The sequence below is a fragment of the Bradyrhizobium campsiandrae genome, assembly GCF_014529705.1.
GTDB lineage: Bacteria > Pseudomonadota > Alphaproteobacteria > Rhizobiales > Xanthobacteraceae > Bradyrhizobium > Bradyrhizobium campsiandrae.
In genome coordinates, this window is the sequence record NZ_JAANIH010000061.1 from 32,254 (window position 1) to 53,379 (window position 21,126).

Sequence of the window (21,126 nt, forward strand, 5' to 3'; positions counted from 1 at the left end):
TTTGTTGGGTGGAGGCTGTTTTGAGAAGAAGTAATTCGCCGTCGATTTTCTCGAGCCGCCAGGGCCGCAACAGCGGTGCATCAACACAGACGATGAGACGTTCGCGTTCGAACAGCGCATCGAGCGACGATCATCTGTTCATCATCGAGCCGATCGAGCCGCGGCTGCTGCTGTCGGCAGACATATCGCCTCTTGCCGGCATCGCCATCGTCGATGGCTTGCACAAGCTTGCCGACGCCGCGAATACGCTGGATGCATCGGCCGCGCTCAACGTCAGCGCGCCTGTCGTCAACCGCACGCTGGGCCAGCTCGCCGCATTGGGTGATCCGGTCGGGCAGATTCAGCTCGCGGCATCCAATTATTTCTCCGGCAACAACAGCGCAACGATCGACGGGCTGGCCAGTGCGCTCAAGGCCATCGATCCCGCGCATGTGACGACGTCCACGTCGGTCAACGGCAACGTCGATCTGGTCAACGTCACGCTGACCTCCAGCTCGACCGCGGGCCTGGTGTTCGATCTGAGCGCAACGGCCGGCGGCCACACATTCTCCGGCCCGAGCGGCCAAAACGGCAGCGAGACGCTGGACAGCCACACCACGACGCTGATCTTCGGTGCCGACACCTCGACCAACTCCTTCCTGTTGAAGAGCGCCGACCTCGGCGCCAATGTCGAGGTGAAAGCGAGCCAGGTCACGGGCAGTGCCGTTGTGGACGGCGCCGCGGCCTCGGTCACGAGCGGCTCCGCCGACGTCATTGCCAACGTCTCGGCCCATATCGCCGATCCGCAGGGCGGCAACCTGACGGCGTCCCAGCTCGCCGCCGTCACGACGCAGAACGTCTCGACGCTGGCCCAGACCAGCATCAGCGGCACGGCATCGCTCGATGCCCATATCAGCCCGGCCGATCTTACCGTGCCGAAGGCCGTGTCGATGCATTGGGATAATGTCGGGCAACCGACCGTCGGGACCTTCTCGTCGACCCCCATCTCAGCCGCGAAGATCCAGTCGGGGTCGGGCCAGGCGCCGACGGCCTCCCTCCTGTTCGGAGAGATCAACACGGCGATCGATGCCGCCAGCAACGCCTTGAGCACCGTCGCGAGCGGCCTCAAGGCTGCTTCGGTTCTCGGAAGCGACCTGCCATTCGTCGGCAATCAGCTGACCAACCTCGACATTCTCGGTCCCGCGATCGCGCAGTTCAACAATCTCAAGGCCACGTTGCAGCAGGATCTCGCGGACAACACCGTGCTGTTGACCAAGATCAGGAGCGACATCGTAGCTCTGTTGTCGACGGCCGGGCTGCTGCCGGATGCGACGCCCGCGAACGACGTCAACCTCTATGTCGTCGAGAACGGCGCCACGGTGAAAGTGGTGGATGGTTCGAGCGACAACCTGACCCAGGTGAGCCAGATCGAGCTCGATCTCAAGCTCGGAAAGACCATGACGACCTCGACGCCGGTCGGCACGGACCTCGGATTGCCGGGTCTCGGGCTGACCGTCAATCCGGGCTCGACGATCAACGGCTCGGTGGCTTGGACGTTCAATTTCGGCATCGGCTTCAAGGCCAACACGACCTATCTCGTGAGTGGCGATCCCAGCAATAACGGCTCTCCCCTCAATCTCAACGTCAGCTACACGCTGGGCGACGGCTTCGGCGCGATCGGCAAGATGGGTTTCCTGGAAGCGCTGCTCACCGAAAAGTCCGGACCGAATCACACGGGCCTGTCGGGCTCGATCGGCTTGGCTCTCGGCGGGTCCGGTTCGATGGCCGCGCTCAACCATGGCACCGAGATCGACGGCAGCAATGCAGCGACCGTCACGGTCACGCCGACATTCAAGCTGAACGCGCATTCGAATCTTGGACTGGCCTTCGGCGGCGGGTTCCAGAAGGATTCGAACGGTAACTACGTCGACAAAAGCGCCTTTCCGAGCCTGAAGGGCGATTTCGCGTTCGATTGGAATATCGACGCGAATTCGCTGGCGAACGCGGCGAAGCCGGTGGTCGGCATCAACAATATCGGCCTTGATGTTGGCGGCGCGATCACCACCTTCCTGCTTCCAATCATCAAACCATTCTACGATGCCACCCACGGGATGAAGGATGTCATCGACTTCCTCACCTCGCCGGTGCCGATCATCAGCGATTTCCTGAAGCTGGGATTGCTGCCTGAGATTGCGGTCAAGCAGTTCCTGCCGACCTATACCAGCGGCGAAACGCTGGATTGGCTGCACTTCAGCCTCGACATGCTGGTGGATCAGGGCAGCACAATCTCTGCGGATGAGGCGAGGGCGATCGCGCCGATTGCCGAGGCGGTATTTTCGATCATCAAACAACTTGATGGTTTCTATGCCGATGGGCAAGCCACCGCCGGCATGGGACTGGTCATATCCCTCGGCAATCTGAATTTCAGTACGAAGGACCTCCGCCTGCCGCAGGTCAACGTCAGCAGCGATGCGGACCTTGCCAAGCTCGGCGACGCCGTCGGCAACTTTGCGGGCCTGGGCAGCGGTGGCGCCAGCGATCTCAATGTCGATGCAACCATCAAGAGTCTGGGCACTCTCCTTCCCAAGGGGCCGGTCGCTGACTTGGTCAATGGCGCCGCCCAAATCGCCAAGGTGGCGCAGGATGCCTACGGCGCAATCAACGATGCCACGAATGCGCTCAACGATGCCATCGCAGCGGTGCCGGGCGCCGGGAACGACGCGAAGATCACGCAGCGTTCGCGTGCCGATGTCCAGTTTCCGTTCTTCGACGATCCCTCCAGCATCCTGGGTCTGCTGTTCGGACAGCAGGTCACGTTCGTCAATGTCGATCTCGGCTTTGGTGCCAGTGTGGCGTTCAAGCCGACGATCGCTGCGATCAGTTTCTTTGGCATCCTCACGGCCAGTCTGAACCTCGACGTCGCCGTCGACGCCGACATTGGGCTCAATTTCGGCTACGACTCGACCGGGCTGCTAGAACTGCTCAATGGAGCGGACCCCTCGAAGCTGCTCGACGGAATCTACATCGGCCCCGATCCGCTGTTGCCCGGCAGCAGTGACGTTTTGAAATTGGACGCGAAGTTCGGCCTGGGCATCGATGCGTCGGTACTGTCTGGGCTGGCCAGCGTCGGTCTGGAAGGCGGGCTGAAGCTCAACTTCGATGCTGCCCTGACGGCGTCGACGCCGCAAAACCCGCGAGTTCACTTTCCGCAAATCGTCGACAGCCAGCCCAACGAGAGTCTCGGACAAATCGGTCCGCTATCGCTCACGGCAGACGGTTATGCTTATCTCGACTTCGTCTATAGCTCGTTCTGGGGGCTCGGTCCGTCGGGCACCGATAATATCACCAACCTGCCGATCTTCCATTACCCGTCGGTCAAGCCGCAGGATCTCGGACCGCTCGGGCTGTACGATTCCCACAGCCAGGGTCTCAGTCTCTACATGGGTGGGCAGTCGGTGCTGCGCACGCAGGCGCTGGCCAAGCTCGGCGTCCCTACCGGCGATTCGCAGTCCAACAGTCAAAGTGCTGCCGATATCCTCAAGGCGGAGAGCGAAACCTACGATATTTATATCAATGGTGATAATACCGTCAGGATCGAATACGTTGCGAGCGACGGCAAGACCTACACGCAAACTCCGAGCGGGCCGGTCGACACGATCACGGCGGATACGGGCGCCGGCAACGACATTATCCGCGTTCACAACCTCGCTCCGAATTCGGTGAAGGTCAATTTCACCGCCTCCGGGACCAGCGTTCTCTATGATCCCAATGCCACGACCGGTCCAAACGGCCAGAAGCTGACCTACGCCAAGGACGCGAACGGCAATCTGATCAAGGACGCCAACGGCAATCCGGAGCTCCTCGATTCCAACGGAAATGTGGTGCCACTGGGTCCCGCTGGTCCGTTGACGCCGGTTGGCGGCAGCGCCTATTTCACCTCCGGCGGCGGTTCGGCCGTTCTGACCGGTGCCGACGGCAACGACACGCTGATCGGCGGTCCCTCGGCCGACGTCATCAAGGGTGGTGCCGGCAACGACACAATCGTCAGCAATGGCGGCAATGATTTCATCGACGGCGGTGATGGCAACGATACGATCACGGCCGGCGCCGGCAATCAGACCATCCTTGGCGGCAATGGCGACGATGTGATCATTGCCGGTGGCCCGGGCACCTCGACCTATGACGGCGGCGCCGGCAGCAACACCGTCGATTACAGCGGCCAGACCGCGGGCATCAATTTCAACCAGCTCACCGGCGTTGCGACCGGTGCCAGCATCGGCACCGAGACCGTCTCGAACTTCCACACCATCATCGGCACCAATTTCAGCGACAGCATCACCGCCGACAATCTCGGCGACGTGATCAAGGGCCTTGCCGGTAACGACACGCTGACCGGCGGCACCGGCAACGACACCATCATCGGTGGCGACGGCAACAACATGATCGACGGCCGCGCCGGCAACGACGTGCTCTCGAGCGGGCTCGGCGCCTCGACGCTGCTCGGCGGCGACGGCAACGACCGGATCACCGGCGGTTCGGGCGGCGACACCATCGACGGCGGCACGGGCGACGACATCATCGTCGGCGCCAGCCCGACCAATCCCGCCTATACCGGCAACCACATCACCGGCGGCGACGGCAATGACAACATCACCGGCGGCAACGGCCATGATTTCATCTATGGCAACGCCGGAAACGACATCATCCATGGCGGTGACGGCGGTTCCTATATCGACGGCGGCACCGGCGACAACCAGATCTTTGCCGGCGCGGGCGCCGATACGATCCTGGCGGCTGACGGCGTCAACCTGATCTACGGCGGCGGATCCGCCGACACGATCACGGTCGGCAACGGCCAGAACACCATCTACGGCAATGACGGCGACGACATCATCGTGGCCGGCAACGGCCCGAACACCATCGACGGCGGCGCGGGCAACGACAAGATCACCGCTGGCAACGGCAACAACACCATCTACGGAAACATCGGCGACGACATCATTCAGGTCGGCGACGGCCAGAACACGGTCTATGGTGGCGACGGCAACGACACCATCACGGCGGGCAACGGCAACAACCTCCTGATCGACGGCGGGGCCGGCAACGACCATATCGTCGTGGGCAAGGGCAACAACGCCCTGATCACCGGCGGCGATGGCGACGACTACATCTTTGCAGGCGACGGCATCAACAGGATCCTCGGCGGCACCGGCAACGACACCATCATCGCGGGCAATGGCGGCAATTACGTCGATGGCGGCACGGGCGACGACGTCATTCAGACCGGCTCGGGCGCCGACGTCATCTATGGCGGCGATGGCAACGATCAGATCAACGCCGGCGACGGCAAGAATATCGTCGATGGTGGGACGGGCAACGATACCATCACGACGGGCGCCGGCGACGACACCATCTTTGGCGGCGCAGGCGACGACATCATCGTCGCCGGCGACGGCCACAACGTCATCGATGCCGGGAGCGGCAACAACACCGTCACCGGTGGCGCGGGCGTCGATCAGATCGTCGCAGGCGACGGCACCAACACCATCGACGGCGCAGGCGGCAACGACACGATCGTTGTTGGCGACGGCAACAACACCATCACGGGCGGGGCCGGCGATGACAGCATCCGCGCCGGCAACGGCAACAACACCATCCATGGCGGCGACGGCAACGACACGATCGTCACGGGATCCGGCACCAATCTGATCTTCGGCGACGCCGGCAACGACTGGATCGACGGCGGGGCCGGGCAGGTCACCGTGTCGGGCGGCGACGGCAACGACACCATCTATGGCGGCGCGCGCGGCGGCCTGCTGATGGGCGATGGCGGCGACGACACGATCGTGGCGTCGGCGGGAACCAACCTCATCATCGGCGGCGATGGCAACGACACCATCACCGGCGGCGCCGGCACCGACACCATCTATGGCGGGCTCGGCGACAACTTGCTGAGCGCGACCCGTGGCACCGACACCATCTATGGCGACAATGCCGGCCTTGCCTTCTCGCTTTCGGCCACGGGCGTCCTGACGACGACCGCGGCCGCACCCAGCGGCGTGGTCAGCAACGATCGCAACGTCATCCGCGGCGGCAGCGGGGCCGATCGTCTCTACGGCGGCGCCGGCAGCGATACGATCATCGGCGGCCCCGGCACGAAGCTGATCGTCGGCGGCGGCCTTTCGACCTACATCCAGGGCGGCAGCGGCGCCGGTGTCACCATCAATGGCGGCAATGGCGGCGACACCATCATCGGTTCGGACGGCGGCGGCGACATCATCAAGGGCGGCTCGGGCGCCGATCGCATCGAGCTGCGCGGCGCGGGCAACACTGTCAATGGCGGCGCGGGAGACGACGTCATCGTCGGCGGCGCGGGCAATGACATTCTCGAAGGCGGTGCCGGCAACGATCTGCTCACGAGCTCGGCCGCTTCCGATACGCTGTACGGATATGCCGCCAATCCCGCCGGTGACGATCATGCCACCGACCGGCTGTTTCCAAACGGCTCGGTTTCGGGCGATTCGCTGTCGTCGCCGACGTCGATCGCGACGACGCCATCAGTGGCGCTGCCGAGCGATACGACGCCGCAGGGATGGTGGAGCGCGCTTGTCGGCCCGAACGGCATCGCTCTGGGCGGTTCCCATGGCAATGCCGCTTCGCCGGTGATCGCAGCGGACGCGGCCGGTCCGTGGCTCGCCTGGACCGAGATCAACAACGGAGTGACCGGGCTCTATGTTGCGCACGACGTCGGCGGCAGCTGGCAGGGCGTTGCGGGCAGCGCGACCGGAAACGGTCTTGCGCTGGCAGGAAGCTCGGCGTCCAACCCCTCGATTGCCATTGTCGGCGGACGGCCGGTGGTCGCATGGACGGCGATCACGGCCGGCGGATCGAGCATCGAGGCAGCCACTTACGATTCCAGCGCCAATGGCGGAGCCGGGGCCTGGGTCAGCCTCGGGACGTCCAACACGCCGGCTGGATTGAGCGGCATCGGTGCGGTCGACAATGCGCATGTGCTGGCGACCAGCTCGGGGCCCGTCGTGGTCTGGCGCGATCTGTCGGGTGCAACGCCGCATCTCTACGCCAGGCGATTCGACGGTGCCAATTGGGTCGAGCTCGGTGCCGGCTCGGCGTCGGGCAACGGCATTGCCGGAACGCTGGCCGTGCCGTCCGACTTCGCGGTCGCCAGCGACGGCACGCGCGTTGCGGTCGCATTCAGCGTGGCGACGCCGATCGGAAGCGCGTTGCAGGCGTTCGAATATTCGGGCGCGAGCTGGCAGGCTCTGGCATCGCCGAACGCGGCGGATACGCCGACAGATTCGAGCTCGAGCACCTCGCCGAGCCTCGCCTATCAGGGCGGCAAGCTGTTCCTCGCCTGGACTCAGCACGACCAGTCGACCGGCTATCTGCCGCGCATTTTCGTCAAGTCGGAAAGCGCCGGCGTGTGGACCTCGGCGGGAGCGGGCGCCGCATCGGGAAGCGGCGTCGCGCCGGGCGACAGCTTTGCGGGCCAGCCGCTGCTGGTCGGCTCGGGATCAACCTTGCGTCTGGTCTGGACCGCAACGGTCGATACGGCGTCGGGCGAATCGAACTACCTGCATACGCTGTCCTGGAACGGCACCGCCTTCGCGGCCGATCGCCCGAGCGACATCACCGGCACCGGTATCGGCCAGCTGGCTGGCCCTGCGCGCAGCGCCTCGCTTGCGCTCGATCCCTCCGGCCGGCCCTATCTCGCAACCGACACGGCCGGCGCCAACGGGGTGACTGTGCGCGCTGGCCTCACCAGCGCGGCGCATGTCTTCGTGGCGGATTCCCAGACCTCGATTGCGTCGATCCTCGGCAACGGCACCATTGCCTCCGGCGATCTGATCCTGGTGACGGCGACCACCGCAGATACCGATCTGACGCTGGGCGCAGCCGCAGCCGGCATCACCATCGCCGGCCAGGACGGCGTCGTGTTCGCGCACGGCATCACGATCAACGGTGCCACCGGCATCACGATCCGCAATCTCGATATTGCCGGTCCCGTCACCGTGACCAACACGGCGCAGGTAAAGTTCGCCGAGAATACGTTCCGCTCGACCGTCACGCTCAATCAGGCGACGGCGCTGCTGATGCGCGACAACCATCTCCTGGCCGCGACCACCGGCCTTGTCGTCAGCGGTGCTTCGCAAGGCTCGATCCACGACAACAGCTTTGCGGGTTCTGCGACGGCGCTGGCGATCAATGCAAGCTTCAGCGGCCTGATCTCCGCCAATGACATCACCGCGGCGGGCACCGCCGTGGCCTATGCCGCCGGTGCCGCGCTAGCGGGCAACCGCATCCATGGCGCCACCGTTGGCGTTGCGACCTCGGTGCTCGATCCGAACAGCCTGTTCGGCGCTTTCGCAGGTTCCGGCTCCAACGATATCTTCCAGAACACGACGGGCGTCGTGCTGACCAATGCGCAGGTCATCGGTCAGCACATCTTCGCCAACACGATCGGCCTTTCCGGCAGCGGCGTCATCGGCGGCACTGTTGCGGCGGACGTCAACCTGATCAACTACAACCAGACCGGCATTTCCGGCTTCAGCGGCCTCGTGCGCTTCGACCGTATCGAGAGCAATGGAATCGGCATCGCCGCCAGCAATGGTCTGCGCATTTTCGACAGCCAGTTCATCGCCAACACGACCGCGGCGATCCAGGCCTCCGGCGTCGGCAATGTCGAGATCGCCGGCAACACGATCCACTCGCTCACCGGTGACGGCGTCCGTCTGGTCAACTCGGCCTATAATGTTGAGCTGATCTCCAACATCATCTGGACCGACAGCGGCATCGGCATCAACGTCGCCAACAACAGCCAGGCCGGATTCTGGAGCGACTACAACACGCTGTTCGCGACCGGCAGCGGCCAGATCGTGTACTGGACCAAGGGCTTCAAGGACATCCTGGATTGGCAGGATGACGTGGCCCGATTCGACCTGCATTCGGACGGCGTCACCATCGTCCATCCGGGCTGGGCCGAGCCGCATTTCGCGCCCGACGCGCTCGGCTTCCTGACCACGCGGCCTCTCGTGGCGGGACAGCGCCTGTCGGATCCGACGACCGATGGCGGCGACCCCGCCGGATCGTTCATCGGCTACAAAGGCGTCTCCAACCTCCTGACCAACGGTGATTTCGAGAACGGCCTGACCGGCTGGACGGTGACCGCGGGTGGCGCGACGGTCACCCCGGGCCTTGTCGCCTGGAGCGGCCAGTCGACCTTCCAGTCCGGGCCGGCAGCCAACGCGGTCGCGCAGCAGAACGTCGATCTTCTCGCGGCGGGATATTCAGCCAACGACATCGACTCCGGCTCGCTGAAGCTGGCTTTCGGCGGGCGCGTCGCGCCGTTGACGTCATCGGTTTCGGCGCAGATTTCGATCGTGTTCCGCGATGGCGCCAACAATGCGATCGGAGACGCGGTGGTCGTGCCTGCCGGCGCCGACCTCGGCCGCTGGCTTCGCGTGTTCAGCACCGTCTACATTCCGGCCGGGGCGCGTACCGCGCAATTCCTGTTCGGTGTCAGCAAGAGCGACGGCAGCCAGGGCGCTCTGCTCGATGCGGCCTATCTTGCAGTCGTGCCGCGCGGCGCGGGCCAGGATCAGGGCGTGCGCACGGCTGCGGACAATATCTCCGGAGATTCCACGCTCGGTCGCCTCGCGCTCCGCTCGCCGGACCTCTACGCCGATCTCACCGTCAACAAGCCGCTGTTCATCACCTGGGACAGCTACGGCGCGGCGGCCAACAACCCGGTCAAGATCGAGCTGTGGCAGGACGGGCCGAACGGACCGCAGTTCCTGGCGACGATCGCAGCATCGGCGCCCGATACCGGTCGCTTCGCCTGGACCCCGAGCGCCAGCGGGCTGACCGCGGGCACGCACGGATTGCGCATCCAGATTTCCAGCGTCGCCCATCCGACGATCTACGATCGCTCCACCGAGACCTTCACGGTACCGGAGGCCGGCACGACCTACTATGTCGATGCTGTTAGCGGCGCCAACCGCAATGACGGCAAGGTCGCCAACGCGCCGAAGGCGAGCCCGGTCAACCTGTTCCGCACCTACGACATCGGTGCGGGTTCGGTGGTCAATATCGCCGCGGGCGACTACGCGCTGATCGACACCCTGCAGCTCAGCGGCACCACCGACCATGGCTTCGGCCTCGACACCGGATTCACGATCAACGGCGCCTCGAACGGCGTTTCGCGGCTGTTCCCGGCCATTCCCGGCGCGACGCCGCAAGCCCTCATCGACCTCACCGGTGCCTCCTTCGTTTCGCTGAACTATCTGACCCTGCAGGGCGGCACCGACGCAGTGCGCACCAGCGCCGGCTCCGACAATTTCTCCGCCTCCTATCTGACGGCCACCGGCCAGTCCGGCGATGCCTTCAGCATCACCACCAATTCGCCGACCGGAACGCTGTCGCATCTGAGCGCCAGCGGCGCCGGCGGCGCCGGGCTGAATTTCAACGGCACCCTCGCCTCGATCACCTTCTTCAACGGCACCAACGACCACGATGGCATCATTGCCAATGGCAGCGTCGGGCAGATCTCGGACTCGACGATCTCGGGAAGCGGGACCTTCGGATATGGTCTCTATCTGACATTGACGGGATCCTCGAAGGTCGAGGCCAACCTCATCTCGGGAACCTATTACGGCGTCAGGCTCAGCGGCGCCGGCATCGTGTTCGGCAATGCCGATCTGTCGCTCAACCGTGGCAACGTCATCACCGGCAGCACGAACCAGGCTCTGTTCGTCGACTACGCAACGGTCGTCGGCAACAGCATCCATGACAATTCCGGGCCCTATTACCAGGCCTCGGTGACGCTGCGCTATTCCGCCTCGGCCACCAACAATCTGTTCTACGCCAACCAGAACGGCGTCGAGATCGACAACAACGTGCTGTTCTCGGGCAATCGCGTGTTCGACAACGCAGGCTTCGGCGTGCTGCTCTCCGGCACGACGGGCAATATCCGCCAGAACGTCTTCTATTCCAACGGCGTCAGTATCCAGGTCAACAGCGGCTCGGGCACGCTCATCAGCAACAACGTGATCTATGGCGACAAATTCGCCGGCGTGCGCCTGTCCAGCGCGACCAATGCGTCGATCATCAACAACACGTTCTATGAACCGACCGCCGGAACGATCTCGGATCCGTCGAACCCGAATTACGGCAGCGCCGCCATCTCGATCGACGGCACCTCGACCGGGGCATCGCTCACCAACAACATCATCGTCGCGCTCGCCGGCGTCGGCATTCGGGTTTCGGATCTCAGTCAGGCAGGATTCGTCAGCGACTATAATCTGTTCCAGACCGGCGCCGGCGGCCGCGTCGGAACCTGGATTGGGTCCGACCGGACCTCGCTGTCGCAGTGGCGCACCGCGACGGGGCGCGATGCCAAGAGCCGGTTCGGCGATCCGAAATTCGTCTCGCCCACGGGCGCCGACGGCGTGCTGGGCTATGGCTCGGCGCTGGCGAACGGCAGCGACGACGATTTCCACGTCCAGAGCCAGCAGGGCTCCTATCATTCGGGCTCGCTCGCGGTCATCGTCGGACCGAACGGCCTGCCGAAGCTGCCAACGGCGAACTTGACCGTTGATGCCTCGAGCTCGCCCGCGATCGACCGCGGCTCGCCGGCAACGCCGATCGGTTCCGAACCGGCGCCCAATGGCGGCATCGTCGAGATCGGCGCCTATGGCGGCACGAGCCAGGCCTCCTTGAGCCCGGCGACCTTCATCACGGTGACCTCGCCCGATGGCGGCGAGACGCTGGTGCAGGGCACCAGTGCCACGATCACCTGGAACAGCTTCAACGTCGCCGGCACCGTCGATATCTCGGCGTCCTCCGATGGCGTCAACTTCACCAGCATCGCCCCGGGCGTCGCCAACAGCGGCAGCTATGTCTGGACCGTCGATGCGGCCAAATTCGCGGCCGGCTCGACCTATGTGGTCAAGATCGCATCGACCGCGACGCCGTCGCTGTTCGATGTGTCGGACGGCACGTTCTCGATTTCGGGTCCGACCCACGTCTATTACGTCAATGACGGATCTCAGACCGGCGACCAGTACACGACGGCGATCGGCGACGATGCCAATTCGGGCCTCTCGCCCGACAAGCCGATGGCCTCGCTGGCAGCGCTGCTGGCGAAATACGCGCTCGGCGCCGGTGATACCGTCTATGTCGATACCGGCACCTACAACCTGACCAACAACATCGTCTTCACCAGCGCGGACTCCGGCACCGGCGAGGGCGTGCAGCGACTGACCATCCAGGGCCCGACCAACAACGGCGTCACCGCGACCTTCAACAGGCAGTCGGCCTCGAGCGGCTTCTACGATTTCGAGTTCAAGGGCGCGAGCTATGTCACGCTCGCCAATCTGCACGTCACCGGCGGTCAGTGGGGCATTTATCTCGACGACAACAGCGCCTCGAAGAACATCACGATCAGCGCCAGCCAGATCGACGGCAACACCAACGGCGTCTATGACGGCGCCGGCGACGACAATTTCATCCTGACCGGATCGACGCTGACCAGCCCCGGCAACACCGTCGGCGTTTCCTATGCAACCAACGCCCTGATCGTGAACGACAAGGTCGACACCACCGGCCGCAGCGTCGCGATCGCCGTCGATCATGCCACGTCTCCAATCATCAGGAACGTGACGGTGACCGCGGCCCCCTATGGCGCCGACGGCATCGATTTGAGCTGGTCGACAAACGTGCTTGTGGAGCAGTCCTCGCTCAGCAAGCTCGATTATCACGGCATCTATGGCTATCGGACATCAGGCATCATCCAGAACAACATCGTCGACGCGACCGGAGCGACACACGGCATCGAGATCGGCGGCTACAACGGGACGCTCCAGGCGATCGGCAACACCGTCTTCGGCCAGTCGCCGGGCAATGCCTATGGCGGCGGCATCATCGTCGACGACCAGGGCGATGCATCGAACAACATCGTCTACGGCTCGGACATCGGCTTCCGCCTGAGCGGCATTGCGGTTGCCGAGAACAACCGCGTCTTCAACAACGCGCTCGGCATGCTGGTCGGCTATCAGAGCACCGCACGCGGCAACAAGGTGTACGACAACGTCACCGGCATCATCGCCGAAAGTTCCGGCGCGACGGTGAGCAACAACGTCGTCTACGACAACACCAGCGTCGGCATCCAGGCCAAGCAATACAGCACGACGACGAATGTGGAGATCCTCAACAACACGGTTGTCCAGACCACGGGAACGGCGATCAACCTGCTCGACGGATCGACCGGCACCGACATCCGCGACAACATCATCTCGGTTGCCAGCGGAGCGATCGGGCTCGCGGCGACCGTTGCATCCGAAAACGGCGTCCGTTCCGACTACAATCTGTGGAACATCAAGGCCGGTGGGACCCTCGCGAACTGGGGCGGTGTCTCCGTCGCGACGCTGTTCGGCTGGAAGACCGACATCGGGCTCGACACCCACAGCCTCGGCGGCGATCCGCTGTTCGTCAATCCGGCTGGCACGGACGGGATTCGTGGCTATGTGGCCGGCGTCGACCATGGCGCCGACGACGATTTCAGCCTGCAACTGAACTCTCCGGCGATCAATCGCGGCGATCTGGCGCAGACGTTCTTCTCCGAGCCGCTCGGCGCCGGCGGCAATGGCGACCGGCGCGACATCGGCGCAGCCGGCGGCACGTCCGCGGCGAACGTCGTTCCGGCGCAGACGGTGCAGCTGCTGGGCTCGACCGGCGACGAGCGCTTCCAGGTCGGACGCCAGACGACGTTGTCGTTCCGCTCGACCGGGCTGAGCGGCGAGGATCCGGTGCTGTTCATCAACTCGGTCGGCGGTGCCATATCGGGCAGCGAAACCTGGAACAACTGGATTGCCGATACCTATCGGATAGGCACCGCCGCCAACTACAACACCACGACCGCGATCGATCCGAATGGTCTGGATGTGCCGCAGGCGATCCTCCAGAGCATGCTGGTCGCCACGTCCAGCAATGCACTCGACATCAAATATCAGATCCCGCTCTCGGACGGCTCCTATCGCGTCACGCTGATCTTTGCTGACAACCAGGCGACCTCGGTCGGCCAGCGCACCTTCGACATCAAGGCCAATGGGACGACGTTTGCCTCCGGCTTCGACGTGTTCAGGTCTGCGGGGGGAGCCAACAAGGCCACCAGCTACAGTTTCGACGTCAACGCGTCGGCCGGTGGCGGTCTGTCGCTCGACCTCGCTCCCAAGATCAACTACGCGATCCTGTCCGGAATCCAGATCACGCGCATCACACCCGTGGCCAAGCCATGGACGGCTTCGCTCGATGTGTCCACCGACAATGGCACCACCTGGAGCAACGTCGCCTCCGGCCTGACGCTCGACCGGTTCGGCGCCGGCACCTTCAATTGGACGCCGACCGCGGCAACCAGCGGCTTCTCCGGCCTGCTGCGCGTGACCGCGACCGACGGCACCAATACGGTCACGAACATGTCGGCGGCGCCGTTCATGGTCGCGCCGGCCGGCAACGCCTATTATGTCAACGACGGTTCGACCGCGGGCGACGTCTATACGACGGCGGTCGGTAACGATGCCAATTCCGGCAAGACCGCCGCCGATCCGATGGCGAGCCTCGCCGCCCTGCTCAACGTCTATCAATTGAAGGCCGGCGACATCGTCTATGTCGACAGCGGCACCTACAATATTCCGACGCAGATCACGTTCAATGCGCAGGATTCGGGCGTATCAGGCAATCCCGTGCGCATCGTCGGTGCCGGCAATGGTCAGACCGTGTTCGATCGCGGCTCGACCGCATCAGGCACGGCCGTGTTCCGCTTCTCCGGCGGACATGACATTTCTGTCGAAGGATTGACGCTCAAGCGCGGCGAAACCACCGTCGACATCACGAGTCCCGGCAGTGTCGATATCGCGCTGAAGAACGACGATATCTCTGGCTATTCCAGCATCGGCATCAATGTGGGAGCCGGCAACAGCGGCTTCACGCTGACGGGATCGAAGATCCATGACGTCAGCCTCGGCAGCACCTATGGCGTCTACATCTACAACGGCAGCAATGATCTGATCTCCGGCAATACATTTGCGAATCTCGCCGCCACCTATCCCTTCGCCTATGGCATCAGCGCCAGCAGCAGCCTTGGCCCCGTCACGATCTCCGGCAATACCTTCATCAATGTTGGCTATGCCATCGCGGCGACGGTCGGCTACATGCCGACCCCGCTCACCGCGCTGACGGTGACGTCGAACGTCATCTCGGGCGGCAACCAGGGCATTTACCTCAGCGACAGCTACGGCATCAGCCTGATCCAGGGCAACACCATCACCGGCAGCTCCGGCTTCGGAATTGACGGCGACGGCGCGCGAACCAAGGTCGACCACAACGAGACCGGCAACGACACCATCGGAATCGAGGTCAGCGGCAACGCCGTCGCCACCAACAACAACGTCCACGACAATTCGAACACCGGCATTCAGGGCGTCGGCAGCAACGGCGCGCTCGCGTCCGGCAATCTGATCAAGAACAACGGCATCGGTGTCAGCCAGAATATCTATACCGTCGCCAACAACATCCTGGTTGGCAACGCCATCGGCATCGACGTCGCCAGCACGTACCAGTCGATCCTCAACAACACCTTCGACCAGGCCAGCGGCATTGCGATCCGCTTCCGCCAGAATTCGTCCTCCTATACGTTCGATATCGAGAACAACATCATCAGGATGTCCGGCGGCACCGTGTTCGATGCCGATGCCGTGCATCAGACCGGTATCACCAGCGACTGGAACCTGTTCTCGCTGTCCGGCGCCGCGACGCTGGCGAACTGGGCGGGCCTGTCGGTCTCCGATCTCAACGCCTGGCGCTTCGGCACCGGCTTCGACGCGCATTCCCTCAGCGCCGATCCGCTGTTCACCGATGCGGCGAACGGCAATTACAAGCTCCAGGCCGGCTCGCCCGGCATCGATCGCGGCAACCCGACGTCGCGGTTCGACAACGAGCCGGGCAACAATGGCGGCCGCATCAACCTCGGCTACGAGGGCAATACCGCCAACGCCACCCAGAGCGGCGCCCAGACCGTGCAGGTGCTCTCGCCCGACGGCTACGAGAAGCTCCAGCAGGGTGTTGCGACGACGATCGCGTTCCGCACCGACGGCATCGTCGGCGTGCAGCCGATCCTCGCCATCAATGACGGCGGCTCAGGCATCGCCGGATCGAATCCAGGGACCAACTGGACCGGCGTGACATCGCTCCCCACCGCCTACAATGCCTCGACGACGCAGACGATCGACACATCGGGATCGCCGCTGGCAGGTCCAGCCTCGCTCTATCAGTCCGAGCTCTACAACAACAACTATGCCGCCGGCGCGAAATTGACGCAGAGCGTGGCGATCGGCGACGGCACCTATACGGTCAATTTGCACTTCGTCGAATACAGCGCGCTCGCGGCCAACAATCCGCGCAAGTTCGACATCCGCATCAATGGCGTCCTCGTCGCCACGGATTTCAACATCCAGGCGCTGGCCGGCAACCAGATCGACAAGGCCGTGGTGGCCAGCTTCCAGGTGACCGCCAGCGGCGGCACCGGCATCACCATCGAGCTCACCAACAAGACCGCAGGCAATCCCGCGACGCTCGCGGGCATCGAGATCGAACAGGCGACGGCGAGCACGGCGGTCAAGACCGCCAAGGTCGAGGTGTCGCCCGACAACGGCCAGACCTGGCAATTGGTCGCCGACAATGTCGCGCTCGACCGGCTCGGCAATGGTTCGGTCGCCTGGACGCCCGGCTTCATCACCAATGGCAACGTCGCGCTGGTACGGGTCACCGCCGGCGGCGTCAGCGCCGTTTCGGAGCATGGGTTCCTGGTCGCCAACAGCGGTCACGACTACTTCATCAATGACGGCTCGACCGTCGGCGACGAATACACCAGTGCTGTCGGCAACGATCTCAATTCCGGCAAGACGCCGGATGCGCCGATGGCGAGCCTCGCCGCGCTGGTGCGCGCCTATGCGCTGGGACCGGGCGACACCGTTCACATCGACACCGGCTCCTACAAGCTCCTGTCGGACGTCGTGCTCGGCCAGGGCGACAGCGGCGATGCGGATGCCGTGGGTCACCGGTTGACGTTCCAGGGGCCGACAGGCGCCGGTCACGTCGCGACGATCGATCGCGCCAACGCCTATGGCTACAATTTCGACTTCACCGGGGGCGACTTCGTCACGCTCGCCAATCTGTCGCTGACCGGAGGCAATATCGGCGTTCTCGTGACGACCAATACGGCCAGCAACGGCATCGACCTCTCGCACCTCGACATCTCGTCGTCAGCCGCGTACGGAATCTATGCCGGCTCCGGGAATACCGGCGTCGCGATCGATTCCGTTCGCGTGTTCGGCGCGCCCGTCAACGCCTCGCCGACCGGCATATTGATCGCGGAAGCCGGCTCGATCACCAACAGCGAGGTGTTCGGGCAATATGTCGGTATCGAAGTCTATAACGCCTCAGGCGTGCTGGTGGACAACAACAGCGTCCACGACAACCGCACCTACGGCATTCTCGCCTATGGCGGGTCCGGAACGGGTGCGGCGACCACCACGGTCTCCAACAACCGTGTCTTCAACAACGCCACCCAGGGCAACTATTACGGCATCTATGCCAGCGGCTCCAATCTGATCATCTCGGGCAACCATGTGTTCGGCCAGACCACCGCGGGCGATGCCGGCATCTTCGTCAACTCCTCGGTGCTGGCGACCGGCAACGATGTCTACGGCAATTACGACGGCATCTCGGTCTATGATCTCTCCAGCATCGTGCGGGGCAACCGCATCTTCTCGAACAGCAACAACGGCATCACGGCGAACTATTACGGCGGCACGATCGTCGGCAACCGCATCTACTCGAACAAGACGGGTATCAAGTCCAGCCTTTACGGCGGCTCGATCGATATCGAGGAAAACCTGATCTACGCCAACACCACGTCCGGCGTGGAGCTTTCCTATGGCAACGGCAGCAAGCTGATCAGCAACACCATCTGGCAGTCCGTCGGCACCGACGTGAAGCTGTCGGGCTCGGCGTCCAATTTCAGTCTGAGCGACGACATCGTCTGGAGCGATCTCGGCACGATGATCTCGATTGCGGCCGACAGCCAGAGCGGGTTCAAGGCGACGAACAATCTGTACTGGCGCGGCAGCAGCAGCGCTGCGACCCTCGTCGCCTGGGGCGCGACGAACTATTCCAGCCTCGCCGCCTGGCAGGCCGGTGTTCCGGCGCTCAATTCCGGCAGCCTGGAGGGCGATCCGAAATTCATCGATATCGACGGCGCCGACAACGTGCTGGGCGGCCTCGATACCGCGCTCGGCGGCGGCGCGGACGACAATTTCACGCCGGGAAAATTCTCGCCGGCGATCGATTCCGGCAATGCCTTCGTCACCGGGGCGACCGATTTCCTCGGACAGACCAGGCATGACGATCCCGCCGTCGCCAACACCGGCACCGGCCCGGCCGTCTATGACGAGACCTCAGGCGGCGCCAGCGTGCTGGCCGCCGGAACTGCGGTGAGCCCAATCAACTACTACGCGGCGTCCTACGCCACGATCAATCTGCCGTTCGCCTTCAATTTCTACGGCAAGTCCTATTCGACGATCTACGCCTCGCCGGCCGGGTTCATCGCGTTCACGCCCGGTGTCACCGGCGGCGATGCCTATACGCCGAGCCTTGCGACGCTGAAAGCCAACGCGATGATCGCGCCGTTCTGGGCCGCGATGGACAATCGCTTCGGCACCGGCAACATCTACGTGGAGTCCGCCGCCGATCACGTCACCATTCGCTTCGTGTCGGAGGCGTTCGCCGGACCGGGCTCAACCCTGTCCCAGGCTTCCGTGCGCCTCGGCGCCGACGGCAGCGTCCGGTTCGACTATGGCAACAACCTCAACGGATTTACGCCCGTCATCGGCCTGTCGTCCGGCGATGGCGCCGACTACGCTGTCGCCTCGATCAGCGGCCGCACCGACCTGAACAACGCCAATGCGGTGATCCTCACGCCGAACCAGGCCGAGGGGCGCGTCTACTACGACATCGGCGCGATCGAGTTCCAGGGCTCGTCCTCCGACGTCGTGCCGCCGACCATCCTGTCCGGTGCGAACCTTCCGGCCAATGGCGCTTCGACCGACGCCGTGTTCACGTCGATCAATCTCAATTTCAGCGAGACGCTGGACGTCACCAGCGCCAACAGCAATGCCAATTTCCAGCTCATCGAAGCTGGAGCCGACGGCAAGTTCGACACGCCTGACGACAGGATCGTCGCCATCGTGCCGTCCTATGCGTCCGCCTCCAAGGTCGTGCAGCTGTCGCTGTCGAACGGCCCTCTGGCCGACGGCTTCTATCGACTGACCGTGAGCAAGGCCTCCGGCCTGCTGGATTCTGCCGGCAACGCGCTGGATGGCGACGGTGACGGCGCCGCGGGCGGCGCCTTCGTTCGCAGCTTCCACATCGATCGCAGCGCCAATCACGCGCCCGTGGTGCTCGATGCGACGGCCAGCGTCGCCAACGACCAGACGCTGGCGGTGACCTTGCACGCCACCGATGCCGACAACGATCCGATCACGTTTGCCATCGTCACGGCGCCCAAGCATGGCACGATCCAGAACTTCGATCCGGTCGCCGGCACCTTCACCTACGTTCCCAACTACGGCTATGTCGGCAGCGATACGATCCGCTATGCCGCCAATGATCCGAAGCTCGGCCACAGCGAGGCCAACTTCGTCGTCAACGTTACGCCGATCAATCACGCGCCGATCGCATCGGACCTGTCGGCAAATGTCATCGCCGGTCAGCCGACGACGATCGTGCTTCAGGGCTCCGACCTCGAGACGGCCGCCAATCAGCTCACCCTGCTGATCCTGAGCCAGCCCGCCCATGGCACCGTGTCCATCACCGGCCAGAATACCGTCAGCTACACGGCTTCGGCGGCCTATCAGGGCTCCGACAGCTTCACCTATGCGTGGCGCGACAACGGCGCGCCTGCCGGCAATTCGAGCAACGTCCTGACCAGCCAGCCGGCGACGGTCTCGTTGGCCGTGACCAAGATCAGCCACGCGCCTGCCACCGCCGCGACCACAATCTCGCTGGTCGAGAACGCCGGCTACACCTTCAAGGTCGCCGACTTCCCGTTCTCCGATCCCAACGACAGCCCGGCGAACGCGATCAAGGCCGTCGTCGTCGTCACTCTGCCCTCGGCCGGCGTCCTCACCAATAACGGCGTCGCCGTCACTGCGGGGCAATCGATCCTTGCGACCGATATCGCGGCCGGAAAGCTGGTGTTCACGCCGGCGGCCGGCGGCTTCGGCATCGGCTATGCGAGCTTCAATTTCGAGGTGCAGGACGATGGCGGCACCGCGAACGGGGGCCTCGACATTTCCGCCGTTGCGACCGCCACGCTCAACGTCGCGCGCATCAACAATGCGCCGACGACGTCCGGCTTTACGGTGCAGCTGTTCCAGGGCGGTCAGAAGGTCTTCACGAGCGCCGATTTCCCGTTCGGAGATCCCGGCGATGTGCCGGCCGACAGCCTCAAGTCCGTTGTCATCACAACCCTGCCGGTCGCGGGCTCGCTGACGTTTGCGGGCAATTCCGTCGTCGCAAACCAGGCGATCAGCAAGGCCGATCTCGATGCCGGCAAGCTGGTCTACACGCCGGGCGCAGGCTCCGGCGCGGCCTATGCCAGCTTCGGCTTCGAGGTGGTGGATACCGGCGGCACCGCCAATGGCGGACACGATACCTCGACCGCGGCGACGGTGACGGTTTCGGTCGGTGCGATCAACCACGCCCCTGTTACCTCAGACGTGACGGTGTCGACCAACGAAGGCGCGGCTTACATTTTCAAGACCGCGGACTTCGCCTTCTCTGATCCCAACGACACGCCAGCGAATGCGCTGAAGTCGGTGCTGATCACCAGCCTGCCGACGCTGGGCACGCTCAGCCTGAACGGCACGGCGGTGACGGCATCGCAGGCGATTGCGGCGGCCGACATCGCCGCGGGCAAGCTTTGCTCGCCTCCGCGCACCGGCCCCCGCGCGTCCCCAGCGCGCTTAGTCTTCTGTCGGTGTGAGACCGGACGCACCCCCCCAGTGAGTCACGCTC

1 protein-coding gene is annotated in these 21,126 nt (G+C 64.0%); it reads left to right on the top strand.

Annotated features, from left to right (window positions below; genetic code table 11):
• Positions 1-92 precede the first annotated feature (92 nt).
• On the top strand, positions 93-21,126 hold a 21,034-nt coding region (locus G8O24_RS33075; RefSeq protein WP_188106710.1), incomplete at its 3' end, for a right-handed parallel beta-helix repeat-containing protein.